Source organism: Caballeronia sp. dw_19 (assembly GCF_018449515.1).
Lineage (GTDB): Bacteria > Pseudomonadota > Gammaproteobacteria > Burkholderiales > Burkholderiaceae > Caballeronia.
In genome coordinates this window covers 315036-333192 of record NZ_JAAVUQ010000003.1, presented here as the reverse complement: position 1 = coordinate 333192, position 18157 = coordinate 315036, and the positions used below count along the sequence as shown (strand labels likewise).

At 61.7% G+C, this 18157-nt stretch carries 17 protein-coding genes and 1 tRNA gene; 13 read left to right on the top strand and 5 right to left on the bottom strand.

The features are described from left to right. Positions 1-4: 4 nt before the first annotated feature. The 4 genes from HB376_RS06310 (at position 5) to trmB (ending at position 2043) form a co-directional block, all read left to right on the top strand. The gene (locus HB376_RS06310; protein ID WP_213762559.1) at positions 5-328 is read left to right on the top strand and encodes an EthD family reductase; all 324 of its coding nucleotides are present in this window, start codon (positions 5-7) and stop codon (positions 326-328) included. A 111-nt stretch (positions 329-439) separates the two neighbouring features. After that, a complete protein-coding gene (locus HB376_RS06305) occupies positions 440-1012 on the top strand; it encodes a YggT family protein (protein ID WP_213762558.1) in 573 nt (190 codons plus the stop codon). A gap of 75 nt (positions 1013-1087) precedes the next feature. After that, positions 1088-1161 (top strand) — tRNA-Gly (locus tag HB376_RS06300). Positions 1162-1275: 114 nt separating this feature from the next. Continuing rightward, positions 1276-2043: a tRNA (guanosine(46)-N7)-methyltransferase TrmB gene (gene trmB / locus HB376_RS06295; RefSeq protein ID WP_213762557.1), complete on the top strand. Its 768-nt coding sequence runs from the start codon at positions 1276-1278 to the stop codon at positions 2041-2043. Positions 2044-2199: 156 nt separating this feature from the next. On the opposite strand, the gene HB376_RS06290 is transcribed toward trmB, so the two are convergent. The 3 genes from HB376_RS06290 to HB376_RS06280 all read right to left on the bottom strand — a co-directional run bounded on the left by HB376_RS06290 (position 2200) and on the right by HB376_RS06280 (position 4045). Beyond that, positions 2200-3033 carry an undecaprenyl-diphosphate phosphatase gene (locus tag HB376_RS06290; RefSeq protein ID WP_213762556.1) on the bottom strand — a complete coding sequence of 278 codons (834 nt, stop codon included), beginning with the start codon at positions 3031-3033 and terminating at the stop codon, positions 2200-2202. A gap of 77 nt (positions 3034-3110) precedes the next feature. Then, on the bottom strand, positions 3111-3698 hold the full coding sequence (locus HB376_RS06285; protein ID WP_213762555.1) for a DUF1439 domain-containing protein: 588 nt from the start codon (positions 3696-3698) through the stop codon (positions 3111-3113). 53 nt (positions 3699-3751) lie between these two features. Beyond that, complete coding sequence (locus HB376_RS06280) at positions 3752-4045, bottom strand: YkgJ family cysteine cluster protein (protein ID WP_213762554.1); 294 nt, start codon at positions 4043-4045, stop codon at positions 3752-3754. 136 nt (positions 4046-4181) lie between these two features. On the opposite strand from HB376_RS06280, the gene hemN reads away from it, so the two are divergent. Beyond that, positions 4182-5555, top strand: a complete 1374-nt coding sequence (gene hemN / locus HB376_RS06275; protein WP_213762553.1) for an oxygen-independent coproporphyrinogen III oxidase — start codon at positions 4182-4184, stop codon at positions 5553-5555. A 119-nt stretch (positions 5556-5674) separates the two neighbouring features. Here hemN and HB376_RS06270 read toward each other — a convergent pair whose 3' ends face one another. Next, complete coding sequence (locus tag HB376_RS06270) at positions 5675-6142, bottom strand: DUF2442 domain-containing protein (protein ID WP_213762552.1); 468 nt, start codon at positions 6140-6142, stop codon at positions 5675-5677. After that, on the bottom strand, positions 6126-6377 hold the full coding sequence (locus HB376_RS06265) for a DUF4160 domain-containing protein (RefSeq protein WP_158936452.1): 252 nt from the start codon (positions 6375-6377) through the stop codon (positions 6126-6128). Before HB376_RS06265 ends, HB376_RS06270 begins: the two co-directional genes overlap by 17 nt. 398 nt (positions 6378-6775) lie before the next feature. Here HB376_RS06265 and HB376_RS06260 point away from each other — a divergent pair, with 398 nt between their 5' ends. From HB376_RS06260 to guaD, 8 genes are all read left to right on the top strand, one after another. Continuing rightward, positions 6776-8152, top strand: a complete 1377-nt coding sequence (locus tag HB376_RS06260; RefSeq protein ID WP_213762551.1) for an amidase — start codon at positions 6776-6778, stop codon at positions 8150-8152. Between the two features lie 132 nt (positions 8153-8284). After that, entirely contained in the window at positions 8285-8797 is a 513-nt protein-coding gene (locus HB376_RS06255; protein ID WP_213762650.1) for a disulfide bond formation protein B, read from the top strand. Positions 8798-9240: 443 nt separating this feature from the next. Next, the gene (gene xdhA, locus HB376_RS06250; RefSeq protein ID WP_213762550.1) at positions 9241-10752 is read left to right on the top strand and encodes a xanthine dehydrogenase small subunit; all 1512 of its coding nucleotides are present in this window, start codon (positions 9241-9243) and stop codon (positions 10750-10752) included. Between the two features lie 28 nt (positions 10753-10780). Next, positions 10781-13213, top strand: coding sequence for a xanthine dehydrogenase molybdopterin binding subunit (xdhB, locus tag HB376_RS06245; protein ID WP_213762549.1), 2433 nt, complete (start codon positions 10781-10783; stop codon positions 13211-13213). A gap of 18 nt (positions 13214-13231) precedes the next feature. After that, entirely contained in the window at positions 13232-14257 is a 1026-nt protein-coding gene (xdhC, locus tag HB376_RS06240) for a xanthine dehydrogenase accessory protein XdhC (RefSeq protein WP_213762548.1), read from the top strand. Between the two features lie 28 nt (positions 14258-14285). Then, the gene (locus HB376_RS06235) at positions 14286-15323 is read left to right on the top strand and encodes an adenosine deaminase (protein ID WP_213762547.1); all 1038 of its coding nucleotides are present in this window, start codon (positions 14286-14288) and stop codon (positions 15321-15323) included. Between the two features lie 11 nt (positions 15324-15334). Beyond that, positions 15335-16696, top strand: coding sequence for an NCS2 family permease (locus tag HB376_RS06230; RefSeq protein WP_255631180.1), 1362 nt, complete (start codon positions 15335-15337; stop codon positions 16694-16696). Between the two features lie 35 nt (positions 16697-16731). Beyond that, positions 16732-18063 carry a guanine deaminase gene (gene guaD, locus HB376_RS06225; RefSeq protein WP_213762545.1) on the top strand — a complete coding sequence of 444 codons (1332 nt, stop codon included), beginning with the start codon at positions 16732-16734 and terminating at the stop codon, positions 18061-18063. Positions 18064-18157 lie beyond the last annotated feature (94 nt).

Sequence of the window (18157 nt, the reverse complement as noted above, 5' to 3'; positions counted from 1 at the left end):
AACAATGATCAAGGTGAGCTTTTTTTATCCGTATCGTGAGAATGCACCGTTCGACATCGATTACTACTGCACGAGCCATATGCCCTGGGTGGCCGGCTTGCTTGGCGGCGTATTAAGGGGCTGGTCGGCGGAAGCGGGCCTCGCGGGTGGCGCGCCGGGTTCGTCGCCCACGTATATCGCAGCGGGCCACCTGCTGTTCGATTCCGCCGATGCCTTCACGGCCGCGGTCGCGCCACATGCGAAAGCCTTCTCCGCGGACATCGTTAACTACTACCCCGACGGTGTTCCGCCGGTCGTACAGATCAGCGACGTCCGCGCCAGCAGCTGACTGGGAGTAACTGTTCCATGAAGCCGGGCGATTTCCGCTGCGGCTTTTCTTGCCCTGGTATCACTTCGCGCGGCCATGAGCGCCGCGCTTTTGCCTTGAAAAGGATTTGAGATGTTCGGCGAGATCGCCCGTTTTCTGCTCAACACAATCTTCACGCTGTTCGGCGCTGCCCTGCTGCTGCGCGCCTGGATGCAGGTCGTCCGCATGCCGCCGTACAACCCCGTGTCCAACGCGGTGATGCAAGCCACGAACTGGCTCGTCTTGCCGCTGCGCAAGATCCTGCCAGCGGCAAAGACCATCGACTGGGCGAGCATTCTCGCGGCTTTCCTCGCTGCGCTGGTGTTCGTGATCCTGCTGGTGCTGCTCGCGGGCGTCGATCCCGCCGGACTCGCACCCATGCTGCCCACACTGCTCGCGGTCGCGGTGATCACCGTCATCAAATGGGCGCTGAATCTCATCATCTGGATGACGATCCTGATGGCATTGCTGTCGTGGCTGAACCCGCAATCCCCGGCCATGCCGCTGCTGTACCAGCTCACGGCGCCGTTTCTCGAGCCGCTGCGGCGCGTGTTGCCGCGCATGGGCGGTATCGATTTGTCGCCTATCCTGTTATTCGTGATCGTTCAGGTACTGCTGATGATCGTGACGCGGCTGGCCGTGACCATGACCATGTTCGGGGTGTGAATTCCAGGGTTCAATCTCCGTCGATCCGCGTAAAGTTGCGGTAGACGGGGTATTTCGCGTAAAATCGCGGTCTCTGCGGGCGTCGTATAATGGTAATACCCTAGCTTCCCAAGCTAGAGCCGTGGGTTCGATTCCCATCGCCCGCTCCAGTTTTCCTGCGCAAAAAGCCGCCTTCGAAGGCGGCTTTTTGATTTACAGCAGCGCTAGATTTGCATCGCGTTTGCCGCAAGCTCCGCTCAACCCAGAACCCGCGTCCTTTTTCGATGATCCACGATCCCCCCCCCGACCAAGACGAGACCAACGAAAGCGACAATAGCGACGAGGTCAAAGACCACGAAGCGGCGGATGCGGCCGGCATGCTTCGTCATCGGCGGATTCGCAGCTTCGTCACGCGTGCGGGACGGGTATCCACAGGACAGCGTCGCGCGCTCGATGAATTCGGACCGCGCTTTGTCGTGCCCTACGCGCCGCAGCCGCTCGACTGGGACGCCGCATTCGGCCGTCAAGCGCCGCGCGTGCTGGAGATCGGCTTCGGCATGGGCGGGACGACTGCGGAAATCGCGTCAGCACGCCCCGCCGACGATTTTCTCGGCATCGAGGTCCATGAGCCGGGCGTGGGCGCGTTGCTGAAGCTGATCGGCGAACAGGCGTTGACGAACATTCGCGTCGTCCAGCACGACGCCGTGGAAGTGCTGGAACACATGATCGCGGCGGACAGCCTCGATGGCGTCCATATCTACTTCCCCGATCCGTGGCACAAGGCGCGTCACCATAAACGCCGGCTCATCCAGCCGAAGTTCGTTGCATTGCTCGTGTCCCGCCTCAAGCCGGGCGGGTATCTGCATCTCGCCACTGATTGGCAGAACTATGCCGAACAGATGCTCGAAGTGTTGTCGGCGGAACCGGCGCTGGAAAACACAGCCGGCTCGGATTACGCGCAACGTCCCGATTACCGGCCTGTGACCAAGTTCGAACGCCGCGGATTGAAGCTCGGTCATGGCGTTTGGGATCTCGTATTCAAGCGCCGCTGAAAGACAGCTAAACATCTGTCAGCCCAATACAAAAACAGGCCGTTCCAACCAACGTTGGAACGGCCTGTGTCGTATTTGCTTGCGGACTTCGAGCCTTGATTTTCAGTTTCAGCCAACACCGCCGCGCTGGCGAACGGCTCTAAAAACCGCGAATCATCACTCCGTCCAACTCAACCCGCCGCTATACCCGACAATCAGGATCAGCAGCCCGAAGCCGATCCGATACCACGCGAACGCCGTGAAATCGTGCGTGGCGACGTAACGCAACAGCCATCGGATACACACGAATGCGCTGACAAACGCAGCCACAAGCCCAACGATAAACAAGCCCAGCGAATCGACGGACAGCGTGCGCCACTCCTTCGCAAGTTCGTAAAGCGTGGCGCCGAAAATAATCGGAATGGCGAGGAAGAAGGAAAACTCGGTGGCGACTTTCCGTTCCAGCCCGAACAACATCCCGCCGATAATCGTCGACCCCGAGCGCGACGTGCCCGGAATCAGCGCGAAACATTGGGCGAGCCCGACCTTGAAGGCATCGGCGTAAGAAAGATCCTCCACCGACGTCACCCGTGGCGCGACATTGCGTTCGCGATGCCGCGCTTCCGCCCACAGGATCACGACCCCGCCCACGATCAGCGCGACGGACACCGGCACCGGCGCGAACAAGACGGCCTTGATGTGCTTTTCGAACAGCAAGCCAAGCACAACCGCCGGAATGGTCGCGATGATCACGTTCAGCGCGAACCGGCGCGCCTTGCGCTGCGTGGGCAACCCGGCGACGACCGAGCCGATCTTGCGCCGGTATTCCCAGACAATCGCGAGGATCGCGCCGAACTGGATCACGACGTCGAAGGTCTTGGCCTGGCCGTCCGTGAAATTCAGCAGACTGCCCACAACGATCAGGTGCCCCGTGCTCGATACCGGCAAAAACTCGGTCAACCCCTCCACCACACCCAGAATCAGCGCTTTGCAAAACAGGATCCAGTCCATCGCTCCGCCCTTTTGGCATAGTTTGGCCGTCGCCAGCCAAGCGTTCGGGCACGCGCGTACCGGATTGCGCCGAAAAACTACTTCTCGACGATCTGCACGCGTATGCCGTTTGTAAGGACGGTGATTGTACCGGGTTCGTAATTAACACCGGCAAACTGTAATTGTTCTAGCTTGAATGTGTAGATGGGATAACGGTCCAGGAACTGCGTCGCCATGACCGCGCCGACCGCGTTGATCTGCTGGGCGTATTGCGCAGCCTCGCCGGAGACCTGAACGTCGTCGACCGTCGGTGACATCAGGATCACCGAGTGGCTGGCGGCATCGTAGGAAAGTTGACTGGAAAGCGTAAACACGCCGGTGACCGGATTCGGCATGAACGGCGTCGCGAGCCGCGCGTCCAGCCGTACGGTTATCCGGTTGCGATCAGGCGCGAGGCCGACCAGCGGATTGCTCAGCGTGACATCGAAGATCTGCGAGGCCGTGCGTTGGAACGGAAACTTGCGCTGTACCGCGTCCTGGACCTGCGCCTGGCTGAACGTATAGTGATCGGGGATGAACGGAAATATCGATGCGGCGCATCCCTGGGTTCCCAGCGCCACCGCGCTCGCGCCGCCAAGGGCTACGAGCAGGAACCGGCGCCGCTTCGGCGCAACGGCTTGAGTCATGCGAAATTCTCCAGTGACTTGAACTTGAACTTAAGCGATGAGGATTCGACCGGCTAGGCGCGCTCAGGTTGCGTATCGATTTCGAGTTGCGTGAGCCAGGCCAGCGCGTAGGCACGCGTGTCGCCGCACATGGACGCCGATGGCTGCAAGCCCGAGCAACAGGCCGGCCTGCGCGGATCGCCGAAAATCGCACAGCGCAGATCCGCGCCGAGCTGGACGCAACGCACACCGGCCGGCTTGCCGTCGGGCATGCCGGGAATCGCGCTCGAAATCGATGGCGCGATACAGCATGCACCGCAGCTTTCGCGGCACGCGTGGACGGAGTTCGGGCGGGAGGCGGCAGACATCGGTTCGTACTGTTTGGGCAAATGGGGCGAATGGGGCAACCCGGCATTGTGCCACCGCACGGCTGCGGCGTTATCACGCAAGAACCAGGGGAAGGGGTCGGCTAGACTCGGAGCACCCTCCTCAAGTCTGTCCGCAATGTCCCTCTTTCGCCCCGATCTGCTCACCAAATACGACGCGGCCGGTCCGCGCTACACGTCGTATCCCACCGCCGTTCAGTTCACCGACACCTTCGATCCCGCCCACTACCATCGAGCCGCAGCGGACCCGGGAGCGGCATCGGCGGATCTTTCGCTGTACTTCCATATTCCATTCTGCGACACCGTCTGCTTCTATTGCGCCTGCAACAAGATCGCTACAAAAAATCGTGCGCACGCGCGTCCGTATCTTGATCGGCTGAAACGTGAAATTGCGTTGCAGGCAGCCTGTTTCGATACGACGCGCCCCGTCTCGCAATTGCATTGGGGCGGTGGCACGCCGACGTTTTTATCCCACGATGAAATGGCCGAGCTGATGACCGCGACCGCTGAGTCGTTTCGCTTGCTGCCCGACGCGCAGGCCGAGTATTCGATTGAAGTCGATCCGCGCGAGGCATCGGCGGAAACAATTGGTGTATTGCGCGATCTGGGTTTCAACCGGCTGAGCTTCGGCGTGCAGGACTTTGATCTGCGCGTGCAGCAAGCGATCAATCGCGTTCAGCCGCTCGAAACCACGCAGACGGTCATGTCGGCGGCACGGGCCGAGGGTTTCAAATCGGTCAGCGTCGATCTGATCTATGGCTTGCCGCATCAGAACGTGGAGAGCTTTAGCCGCACGCTCGACACGATTATCACGCTCGCTCCCGACCGGCTTTCCGTGTTTGGCTACGCGCATATGCCGAGCATTTTCAAGATGCAGCGGCAAATGGACGAAGCCACCTTGCCCTCGCCAACCGTGCGTCTGGCGATTCTGGAACGGGTTATCGAGAAACTGACCGAGGCGGGTTACGTGTATATCGGGATGGATCATTTTGCCCTGCCACACGATGAACTCGCTGTTGCGCAGCGAGCGGGCACGCTGCATCGAAATTTTCAGGGTTACAGCACCCAGGCGGATTGCGATCTGATCGGTTTAGGGGTTTCTTCCATTGGCAAGGTCGGCGATGTCTACGCGCAAAACGCCAAGGACATGGCCGGTTACGCCGCTGCGATCGATCGCGGTGAACTCGCGATTGCACGAGGCGTGCAGCTAAGCGCCGATGATCGGCTGCGGCGCGACATCATCACCGAAATAATGTGTCAGTTTTCGCTGCGCTTTGATGCGTTCGAAGCGGCTTATGGGATCCGGTTTGACGCTGCTTTTGCCAGTGAGCTGGAGCGCCTGAAATCGCTTGAAGCCGATGGCCTTGTCAAGGTGAACCGCGATGGGATTGATGTGCTCCCCGCCGGCCGCCTGCTCGTGCGTAACGTGGCGATGATCTTCGATCGGTATCTCGCCGGGAACGCCAGGCAGCGGTTTTCACGGACGATCTGATCGATAAGCCGCGGAGACATTCCCGCCGAGGTGGACCGCGCGCCTTGAATGCATCGCTGCGCCACGTAAGCTCGCTTTACGCACGAAGTTACGTTCGAAGTTACGTGATTAACCGCAGCTTATTTCTTCGTGAGCGCGGCACCACCCTCACGCTCCTCGCTGTCCACCGTGACCTTGCGCGGCCGGCCGCCACGCGCGCCGTTCGCGCGGGCCGCGGCCGCTTTGGATTCGCTGCGGCTGGCCCCGCCCTCCTTGCCCAGCCGCCTGGCCATGAACGATCGCGACCCCAGCACGCCAGCAAGTAACGGCGCCACGAGAATGTCGGCGTCGACGGTGGGGAAATACAGACCCGTGCCGGACGCCGTGATTTCGATCGTATTCAGGTCGCTGTCCGAAGCATTTTCCAGACCCTGAATAATCCGCGCGGGAATCGCGAACAACGCGCCATTCGACAGTTCGATAGCCACCCTGCCGTCCACCGGATTAAACGAGGCGGACAGGGCAACCGGATGTTCGGCAACGTGCTTGCTCATCCGCTCTTCGGCTTCGCGCATCTGGTGTTCGGTGATATCAACAAAAGCAGTCATGAAGTGTTTTCCATTCAGTGCACAGCGAGCCGACTACGTTTTGCATCCGGCGAGCGAAGGTATTTGCATCAACGTGCGAAAAACCGTGATTCTTTTGCAAGGTCGGCGGTCCGGCCGGACAGTGCAGGTTGAAAATGGCGTGTTGCTTGCCATCAAGGACATGCACGTGAGCAGGTTGATGGTCGTTTAAATAAATCACGACGCGGGCAGCGCCGATGCGGAAAATCGTTGGCATGTAGTCACTCTATCCGTTAGCTGCGTGCAAGTAAACCCAAACGCTTGGGTTTTTACAGGACTGTTGTTTGCCGCTGCAAAAGACCGCCTGCAGGAACCCGCCAAGCTTAGGCAGGAAGCAGTAACGGCGCTATCAGCCGAATGGCCGAGGGGCCCGGTTTATCGAGCGCCGCGCGCGCCGCGTCGAGTATTTATTACTGGGCTGGCTTAGAATGACAGCCACTTTTGGGCAAGTTACATCAGGCGTTTCATCGCGGCCTTCGGCACGGCAATGAGCAACGCCACGGTGCGAACGGATCACTCACCGCGCCGCATTCGCGCTCTGTGCAGAACGCCCGTCCTTGCCCCTTTTTGCAGCCCCTTTTACAGCCCGCCACGCCACCGGTTTCTCTCGACATCATGCCCATCACTTCGTCTCAGTTCGCGCCTCTCGCACAACTCGCCGCCGCGCTTCGTGACGGCAAAACCACCAGCCGCGAGTTGGTGGAGCAGGCGCTCGAACGCATTGCCGACCCTTCGGGGCAGGGAGCGGTTTCCTTCCTGCACGTCGATGCAGAGCGCGCCCGCGCCGCCGCCGACGCCCACGACGCGTTGCGCCGTGCGGGCACCGTCCTCTCGCCGCTGGCGGGCATTCCTGTGTCGGTCAAGGATCTCTTCGATATCGAAGGCCAGGTGACACGCGCCGGCTCGCGCGTACTGGCGGACGCACTGCCGGCAAAGGCCGACGCCGTCGCCGTTGCCAGGCTGCGGCGGGCGGGCGGCGTGATCGTCGGGCGCACCAACATGAGCGAATTCGCGTTCTCCGGGCTCGGGCTGAACCCGCACTACGGAACGCCGCACTCGCCGTATCGAAGCAATGTAGCGGGCGACGAGCGGATTGCCGGAGGCTCGTCATCAGGCGCTGCGGCGTCGGTGGCCGACGGCATGGCGGCCATCGCGCTCGGCACCGACACCGGCGGCTCCATACGCATCCCGGCCGCGCTCTGCGGGCTCACCGGCTTCAAGCCAACCGCTGCCCGCGTACCTACGCAAGGCGGCGTGCCGCTGTCCACCACGCTCGACTCGTTCGGGCCGATCGGATTGTCGGTGGCGTGCTGCGCGCTTGTCGACCGCATCCTGGCCGGCCGGGACTCCGGCGTACCCGCGACCCGTCCACTGGACGGCGTGCGTCTTGGCGTGCTGACGAACTACGTCATGGACGGTGTCGACGAAACGGTCGCCAGTGCCTACTCCGCGGCAATCGGACATCTGTCTGCGGCCGGTGCGCTGGTGGAAGACGTGCGTTTCGCGCCGCTCGATCGACTCGCCGAGGTCAATCGATTCAGCTTCGCGTCAGTCGAGGCTTATGCATGGCATCGGCCACTGCTGCACGCACACGCCGATCAATACGATCCCCGCGTCCACGTCCGGATCCTGAAAGGCCAACCCGCCAGCGCGGCTGATTACATCGACTTGTTGCAGGCGCGCGCCGTAATGATCGAGCAGGCGCGCGCGCTGTGGCAGCGGTTCGACGCCATCGTGTGCCCGACCGTGCCGGTCGTGCCGCCGCGCGTGGCCGACCTCGAACACGATGACGAAGCATTTGGCCGGACCAACGCGCTGATCCTGCGCAACCCCTCTGTTTTCAATTTCCTCGATAGTTGCGCATTGTCGCTGCCGTGCCATCCGCGGGGCGAAGCGCCGGTCGGCCTCATGCTGGCCGGGGCGCCGTTCAGCGACGACACGCTGCTCTCCATCGGTCGTGCCGTGGAAGCCGTACTCGAAACCACGCGCTAAGCCGTTCATGCCATGCCTGAAACCGCCTTGGGGCAGGGATCGCGATAGAATTCCGTCGCGGGACGTGCCCTTTCAGGTGTTTTTTTCTCGAACAATTCGAAAAATATGAACAACTCCTTGAACCATTTCACCATGCACCACGACGAGCGCGAGATTCGCCGCGAACGACGATTGCTGGTCTTGCTCGCTTTGATCTCTCTCGGGCTCGTGAGCGGAGCGCTCTATCTTCAGTTCGTCAAAGGTGAAGATCCCTGCCCGCTTTGCATCATTCAACGCTACTTTTTCGTGCTGATCGCGGTCTTTGCCCTGCTCGGCGCTTCGTTCCGGGGATGGAGCGGGATCGCGCTGCTCGAAACGCTGGTTGCGCTGTCCGCTCTCGGGGGCGTGGTAGCAGCCGGACGGCACGTTTATGTGCAGGCGCATCCGGGATTCAGCTGTGGGTTCGATGCCCTCCAGCCCGTCGTGGATTCTCTTCCGCCCGCGAAGTGGCTGCCTCAGGTCTTCAAGGTCGCAGGGCTTTGCGAGACGCCCTATCCGCCCATTTTCGGACTCTCGCTTCCGCAATGGGGCCTTATCGCGTTTGCGGTGATCTTCCTGGCCGTCGCCGGCAGTTTGTGGGGCAAGCGCAGGTTGCGCGCCGGTTGAATGGGGATGGCGTACGGTTCGGACCTTAGACCTTAGCCGAGTTGCCCTCGCTTTCGGCAAGAACTGGGGATCCGCGCTGTATGGCCGGCCTCAGGCTTGCCAAAGACGCTGTTGTCCAATCGTGCTTTTTTGTAGCGCCACCGCGCACGAACGTCTGTCACCGTTATCCGGTCCGCCGGACTTCGACACCAACGGCCCAAAAAGTCTCCTCTCGCTTCATCGCGGTCTGTCCCATCCCTCGGTGTTCTGGCGTTGTTTCCGCCGACCCTCATCCGGCTCTTCGCATAGTCTTGATACGTTCGCCGGAATATTTTTGAGATATTGCGGTGATATCGTTATCTTTGGATGGCGATCCACGTGCGCGCTTTCGGCCTGGTTTCTTTTGAATCCGACGCCGATTCTCGCGTAACGCGCGCCCGATCCGCAATGTCTCGGACTTATTTATGACAACGCAAACCATCCGGTTCTTCCAGCGCAACGCTGTGCGCGAAGTGCACGACGTACCCGCTTCCCGCACGGTGCTCCAGCATTTGCGCGAGCATGACCAATGCACCGGTACCAAAGAGGGATGCGCGGAAGGCGATTGCGGTGCGTGTACGGTGGTGATCGGCGAACTCGATATAGATGGCCAACCCGTTCTCAAAGCCGTCAATGCCTGCATCCAGTTCATGCCTACGCTTGACGGCCGAGCGCTCTTTACCGTGGAAGACCTGCGCGCCAGGGACGGCACGCTGCATCCGGTCCAGCAAGCGATGGTCGATTGCCACGGCTCGCAATGCGGCTTCTGCACGCCCGGTTTCGTGATGTCGATGTGGGCGCTGTATCAGAATCAGCCCGCCGACGCCGGCCTGCCCACCCGGGACGAAATCAACGCTGCCCTCTCCGGTAATCTCTGCCGCTGCACGGGCTATCGGCCGATCGTGGATGCGTCGCAGAAAATGTTCGAGTACCCTCGCGCGCCGCTTGATCGCGACACGCTCAAGCGTCAGCTCGACACCATCCAGCGCAAGGAAACGCTCGAATACTCCGCGCCCGACGCGCGCGGCGCCGCATTCGGCCACCCGACGTTCTTCGCGCCCGTCTCTCTCGCCGAATTCGCCCGCTTGCGCGCCGACCATCCGGACGCGCGCATCCTGGCCGGCAGCACTGACGTCGGCCTGTGGGTCACCAAGCAATTCCGCAATCTCGGCGACGTCCTGTATATCGGCAATGTGAACGACCTCAAGTCGATCACTCGCGACGGCCAATGGCTGAGCATCGGTGCAGCGGCCTCGCTGGAAGATTCATATGGCGCGCTCTCGGCTGTGTATCCGGAACTGGCGGAATTGTGGACGCGCTTTGCTTCGCGGCCGATCCGCAACGCCGGCACGCTCGGCGGCAACGTGGCGAATGGTTCGCCCATCGGCGATTCCATGCCGGCACTGATTGCGCTTGATGCCCAAATCGTGCTGCAGAAAGCCGCCAAGGTCCGCACGATGCCGCTCGATGCCTTCTATCTCGGCTATCAAAAATCCGCGTTGGAAACGGGCGAATTCGTCGCGGGAATTCGCGTGCCGTTGCCATCGACGAAACTGCGCTTCCGGACTTACAAGATATCGAAGCGATACGACCAGGACATCTCGGCTGTGTGCGCCGCGTTCGCCGTGACGCTCGACGGCAACCGCGTGGTAACCACACGTTTCGCGTTTGGCGGCATGGCTGCCACGCCCAAGCGGGCATCGAATGCGGAAGCCTTGCTGGTGAATGAAGAGTGGAACGAAGCGAACGTGCAAGCCGCCATGCGCGCGCTGGACGTCGACTTCCAGCCGCTCACGGACATGCGGGCGTCGAGCGCGTACCGTAGCAAGGTGGCGCGCAATGTGCTGTGGCGTTTCTTCCTCGAGACCCGTGAGGATTCGCCGCTCGCGCTCCGCGACGTCAACGCGTTCGCGTTCGATGTGCAATACGCGACATGACGCCACACCAAGCCCCAAGGACCACGCGATGAACAAGCGTACCGACCCACATCACATCGACCGTGCCGCCGCTGACGCGCTTGCATTACACGCGGCCGCGAACAAGCCGGAGCGCGCAGCGATCGGTGTCGGCTTGCCGCACGAATCGGCGACCCTGCATGTCAGCGGCGAAGCGACTTACGTTGATGACATCGGCGAATTGCGTGGCACGCTGCACGCGGCGCTCGGCCTGTCGCGGCATGCGCATGCGCGCATTGTCTCGATCAATCTCGATCTGGTTCTGGCCGCGCCCGGCGTGATCGCCGTGTTCACCGCCGACGACATCCCCGGCGAGAACAATTGCGGTCCCGTACTCCATGACGACCCGATCCTCGCGAAAGATGAAGTGCTGTATTTAGGACAACCGGTATTCGTGGTGATCGCGGAAACGCACGATCTCGCGCGCCGCGCGGCAGCGCTGGCAAAGAGCGAGGAAGTGATCCGATACGAACCGCGCGAAGCCATCCTGACGCCGCGCGACGCGAAAGCGAAACAGCAGTTCGTGCTGCCGCCACTGCATCTGAAACGCGGCGATCCAGACACAAAAATCGCGTCGGCGGCGCATCGGCTGCAAGGCGAATTCGAGGTTGGCGGCCAGGAACAGTTCTATCTCGAAGGGCAGATCGCGTATGCCATTCCGAAGGAACTCGACGGTTTGCTCGTCTACAGTTCCACACAGCATCCGAGCGAAATGCAGCATCTGGTCGCGCATATGCTCGACTGGCCGACGCATAACGTCATCTGCGAATGCCGCCGGATGGGCGGCGGGTTTGGCGGCAAGGAATCGCAGTCGGGCGTCTTCGCGTGCATCGCGTCGCTGGCGGCGCATCTGCTGCATCGGCCGGTGAAATTGCGCGCGGATCGTGACGACGACTTCATGATCACCGGCAAACGCCACGACGCGATCTACACCTACGAAGCCGGTTTCGATAACGACGGCCGCTTGCAAGGCGCGCGCGTGGAAATTGCGTTGCGCGCGGGTTATTCAGCGGATTTGTCGGGCGCGGTGGCCACGCGCGCCGTCTGTCACTTCGACAACGCGTATTACCTGCAGGACGTCGACATCACCGCGCTCTGCTGCCGCACCAACACGCAGTCGAACACGGCGTTTCGCGGCTTCGGCGGTCCGCAAGGCGCGCTGGTAATGGAAATCATGATGGATGAAATCGCGCACCGGCTGAAACGCGATCCCGTCGATATCCGCCGCGTGAATTACTACGGCATCACCGAGCGCAACGTGACGCCGTACGGCCAGACCGTGGAAGACAACATCATCGCGCCGCTAACTGACGAACTGCTGGCATCGAGTGCTTATGTGCAGCGGCGCAACGCGATTGCTTCGTTCAATAAAGCGAGTCCCGTGCTCAAGCGCGGCATCGCGTTCACGCCGGTCAAGTTCGGCATCTCGTTCAACGTGCCGTTCCTGAACCAGGCCGGCGCGCTCGTGCATGTCTACAAAGACGGCTCCGCGCTCGTGAATCACGGCGGCACCGAGATGGGCCAGGGCCTGAACACCAAGGTCGCGCAGGTCGTGGCGAATGCGCTGGGCGTGCCGTTGTCGCGCGTGCGGGTGACCGCCACCGATACCTCGAAGATCGCGAATACGTCGGCCACGGCCGCATCCACCGGCAGCGACCTGAACGGCAAGGCGGCCGAAGCCGCCGCGCTCACCATTCGCGGACGCCTTGCAGAACTCGCCGCGAAGCAACTCGGCGGACGCGCGGAAGACGTGCGTTTTCACGATGGCGTCGTCGAGTCGAACGGCGGCCAGATGCCTTTCGACCAATTGGTCGGGGCGGCCTATCTGGCGCGCGTGCAGTTGTGGTCGGATGGTTTTTACGCCACGCCCAAGGTCAACTGGGATTCGAAAACGCTGACCGGCCAGCCCTTCTACTACTTCGCGTATGGCGCGGCGATCTCGGAAGTGGTCGTGGATACGCTGACCGGCGAATGGCGGCTGTTGCGCGCGGACATCCTCCACGACGCGGGCCAGTCGATCAATCCCGCGCTCGATATCGGCCAGGTGGAAGGCGGTTTTGTCCAGGGCATGGGCTGGCTGACAACCGAAGAACTCTGGTGGAATCGTGATGGCCGGCTGATGACGCACGCGCCGTCGACGTACAAGATTCCATCGGTGAGCGACATTCCCGCTGCGATGAACATCGCGCTCTACGATAACCAGAACGTCGAGCCAACCGTGTTCCTGTCGAAAGCCGTGGGCGAACCGCCGTTGCTGCTCGGTTTTTCGGTGTTGCTGGCGATCCGTGCCGCGGTGGCGTCGGTCGCGCCTGATTCAACCGATGCCCCCGTACTGCGCGCCCCGGCCACACCCGAATCGATCCTGAATGCACTGGACGCGCAGGCCGTGAAAGCGCTCGCCCCAACGGCCGCAGACGTCGCGCAGCCTGTGTCAGTCAACTAATAAACCGGAGCCTGTTCGATGCCAGCCTGGCTACACGATCTGCAACACCTTCTCGCACACGGCGACGCCGTCGTGCTGGTGACGGTCGCGCGCGTGGAGGGCTCGGCGCCGCGCGAAGCGGGCACGAAGATGATCGTCACGCGTGACGATGCACGCCACACCATCGGCGGCGGCCATCTGGAATGGAAGGCGATTGAAACCGCGCGACAGGTGCTCAAAGACGGCGCGCGCAGTCCGCACATGCGGCGGCTCGAGCGTTTCGCGCTCGGCCCAAGCCTCGGTCAATGCTGCGGCGGCGCGGTCGTGCTGGCGTTCGAGCGGCTGGATGTAGGCGATCTCGGCTGGGTCACATCGTTGAATAAACGCATGGCGCAGGGACTATCCACGGTGCGCAGCGTCGGCTTCGGCCCGGTCCCGGATAGCGTGATGATCTCCGACCCGGAACCGGGCGTAGCCGGCCCCGATTGCCTGCTCTGGGACGGCGCGGGTTTCGACGAAAGCGGTTCGTTGCTGACCGAAACCATCGCAGTGCGCGAGTTTCCGGTGGTGCTGTTCGGTGCCGGCCATGTGGGCGCGGCGATCGTCAGGGTGCTCGCGAATCTGCCGTGCCGCGTGGTGTGGGTCGACGAGCGCGATGAAACCTTCCCGCCCATTGACCGGCTCCCCGACAATGTCACGATGGACGCCAGCGGAATCCCGGAAGCCGCTGTGGACGAAGCACCGGCCAACAGCTATTTCCTCGTGATGACGCACGACCACGCGCTCGACCTGACGCTCGCCGAACGCATTCTCCGGCGCGGCGATTTTGCGTTTTTCGGCATGATCGGCTCGCATACGAAGAAGGTGCTGTTCGAGCGCCGACTGACTTCACGGGGCATAGACCCCATGCGGATCAAGCGCATGACGTGCCCGATCGGCGTACCCGGCATTGACGATAAAGCGCCGGAAATGATAGCAGTATCGGTGGCAGCGCAGTTGCTGCAGAAGGTCGAGGAACGCGCCGCGCACAGCTACAATTCGGCGCAGCATCCGCAAACCGCGTGATCCAGACCTTTTAAAGCACAAAACAAGCATGAATCCCACTCTCGCTGACAAGATCGCCCGCGCGCCCAAGGCCGAACTCCACATTCACATTGAAGGTTCGCTCGAACCCGAGCTGATCTTCGAACTCGCCAAACGCAACGGCGTGACGCTCGCGTACGACTCCATAGACGCATTGCGCGCGGCCTACGCGTTCACCGACCTGCAATCGTTTCTCGACATCTACTATGCGGGCGCGAGCGTGCTGCTGCACGAGCGCGATTTCCACGACATGACCCTAGCATACGTTGAACGCGCGCTCGCCGATCATGTCACGCACACCGAAATTTTCTTCGATCCGCAGACGCACACCGAACGTGGTGTATCGATTGCGACGGCGGTCGCGGGTATCGAAAGCGCGCTGGCTGAAGGTGAGCGTCGCGGTTTGACGAGCAAGCTGATCCTGTGTTTCCTGCGCCATTTGCCGGAAGAAGACGCGCTTAAAACGTTCGATGAAGCGCTGCCTTTGTTCGATCAATACAGGCACCGGCTGATTGGTGTCGGGCTGGATTCGTCGGAACGCGGCCATCCGCCTTCGAAGTTCGAACGCGTGTTCGCGAAGGCGCGCGAGAAAGGTCTGAAGCTCGTGGCGCACGCAGGCGAGGAAGGGCCGCCCGCGTACGTGTACGAAGCGCTCGACCTGTTGAAAGTGGATCGCGTGGATCATGGTGTGCGCAGCATGGAAGACCCGGCGCTGGTCGCCCGTCTCGCCGATGCCCGTATCGCATTGACCGTCTGCCCGCTGTCGAACCTGAAGCTGCGCGTGTTCGACGACATGGCGAAACACACGCTCAAGGCGCTGCTGGATCAGGGCGTGGCCGTGATGATCAACTCCGACGACCCCGCGTATTTCGGCGGCTACGTGAACGCCAACTATTTCGCGATTCTCGATGCATTGAATCTCAATGACGCCGAGTGTTACACGCTGCTGAAGAACAGCCTGGAAGCGTCGTTCGTGACGGACGCCGAACGCGTTGCGATGGTAGCCAGACTCGATGCCTATTGGCACAACTCGCACGCGGCGGCATGAGCGAGAACGCCATGGCTACGATCACCAACGATACAACCACGCTCGAGCGTTTCTTCGGCATCCGCGCGGCGGGTTCGCGCACGAAAACCGAGATTGTTGCGGGCATCACGACCTTCCTCACGGCGATGTACATCATCGTCGTCAATCCCGGGATTCTGTCGCAGGCAGGCGTCCCCTTCCCTGCCGCGCTGACCGCCACCGTGATTGTCAGTTTCCTCGGCAGTTGCGCGATGGGGCTCTACGCGCGCAACCCGGTGCTGGTTGCGCCCGGCATGGGCATGAACGCGCTGTTCGCTTTCGTGATGGTTCACAGCGGCAAGATGCCGTGGCAGACCGCGCTCGGCTGCGTGTTCTGGGCCGGCGTGATCTTCGCGGTGCTAGCGGCGTTCAACGCGCGCAAGCTGGTCGTCGATGCGATTCCCGCGAACCTGCGTCATGCCGTGTCGTGTGGCATCGGCCTGTTTATCAGCCTGATCGGACTGGTCAACGCGAAGTTTGTCATCAGCGATCCCGTGACGATCGTGCATTCGGCATCGCTGAATCCGGTGGTGATCACCTTCCTGATCGGCCTCGCCGTGACCACTATTCTGGTTGCACGAAAGATGACCGGCGCGTTGATGATCGGCATCATTTTCACGACCGTGATCGCAATTCCCATCGGCCGCTTCTGGGGCGACGGCACCGCTTACTGGCCCGCCGCCATTGCCACGAAAACGCTCGTCAACTGGAATGGTTTGTTCTCGGCGCCGGACTTCTCGGCGGTCGGCCAACTGGACCTGCTCGGCTCGCTGAAGGTGATCTACTGGCCGTTTATTTTCGTGATGCTGTTCACGTCGTTTTTTGACGCGCTGTCCACGTTCATGGCGATTTCGGAAGCCGGCAAGCTCTACGATAAAGACGGCAACCCGCGCAATATCCGCCAGTCGATGATGGTCGATTCCTTCGCCGCGCTGGTTTCCGCGCCGCTTGGCACGAGCCCGGCAAACGCGTACATCGAATCGGCAGCAGGCATTTCAGCGGGCGGCCGCACGGGACTGGTCGCGGTCGTGGCCGGTTTGTGTTTCCTGCCCTTCCTGTTCCTCTCGCCGCTGCTTTCGCTGGTGCCTGCCATTGCGACCGCGCCCGCGCTGGTGCTGGTCGGCGTGTTCATGATGGAGTCGATCACGAAGATTGAATGGGGCCGCTTCGACGAAGCCATTCCCGCCTTCCTCGCCATGATCCTGATCCCGCTGACGTATTCGATCACCGACGGAATAGCGTATGGGTTCCTCGCGTTTGTCGTGATCAAGTCGTTCACCGGCCGCAGAAAAGAAATCAAGCCGGCGATGTGGATTGTCGCCGCGCTGTCGTTGCTGTTATTGACACAGCTATAAGGGCGTTGACCCGCTTTACTGGAGACGTTTCACCCATGACTCAGACCGCTTACCGCGCACAGCTACTCACGTTCCGCGACGACCCCGCATTCTCCGACGACAACGCCGTGCATGAAACCGACGGCCTGTTGCTGGTGGAAGATGGCCGCGTGGTGGCAGCGGGCGCATATGCGGCGCTGCGTGAGACCATCGCGCCCGATGCAATCGTTAAGGACTTGCGGGAGAAGTTGATCGTGCCGGGTTTCATCGACTCGCACATTCACTATCCGCAGACCGACATGATCGCCTCGCCTGCGCCGGGTCTGTTGCCATGGTTGAACACGTACACCTTTCCGACCGAACGCAAGTTCGAGGACCCGGCGTACGCACGGGAAACGGCGAGCTTTTTCATCGATGAACTGCTGGCCTGCGGCACGACCACGGCGCTCGTGTACTGCACGGTCCACAAGCAATCCGCCGATGCCTTCTTCAGCGAAAGCGAGTCACGCAACCTGCGCATGATCGCGGGCAAGGTGCTGATGGATCGCAACTGTCCGGAGTATCTGCGCGACACGGCGCAATCGGGCTACGACGACAGCGCTGAACTCATCGCGCGCTGGCACGGTCGCGGGCGGCAGGAATACGCGCTGACGCCGCGTTTTGCGCCCACTTCGACGGAGGCGCAACTCGAAGCCTGCGCCGTGCTCGCGCGCAAGCACCAGGACGTGTATATCCAGAGCCACGTCGCCGAAAACACCGACGAGATCAAGTGGGTCGAAAGCCTGTTTCCGGGTCATCGGAGCTATCTGGATATCTACGATCACTACGACTTGCTGCGTCAGCGCGCGGTGTATGGCCACTGCATCTATCTCGACGATACCGACCGCCAGCGCATGGCTGAAACCGGCGCGGTGGCGTCGCATTGCCCGACATCGAATCTGTTCCTGGGAAGCGGCTTGTTCGATATAGAAAAGGCCGGCGCCGCGAAGATGCCAGTGGCACTTGCAACCGACGTAGGCGGCGGCACCACGTTTTCGATGCTGCAAACCATGGGCGAAGCGCACAAGATCGCGCGTCTGACGGGACACCATCTGACCGCGGCGCGCATGTTCTGGCTGGCGACCACGGGCGCGGCTCAAGTGCTCGATATGGCGGACCGTGTCGGGACGCTGCAGCCCGGCAGCGAGGCGGATTTCGTTGTGCTGGACCCGGCTGGTACGCCTCTGCTTGATCGCCGGACTTCGCGGGCTGAATCGCTGGAAGAACTGCTGTTCGCGTTCGCGATGCTCGGCGACGACCGCGCCGTGTTCGAGACGTATGCGGCGGGGAAATGCGTGCATCGGAGAGGGACGCGGCGCGGGACGGTGGCGGAGTTGGCGGCGGCTTGAAGGGGTTGTGGCCCGGTAGCCTGAGCGTACGATCGGGCCGCGCGCGCGCCGGACGCCGCCTTAATAACTTGAGCACGCCGAGCAAATTCGGCGT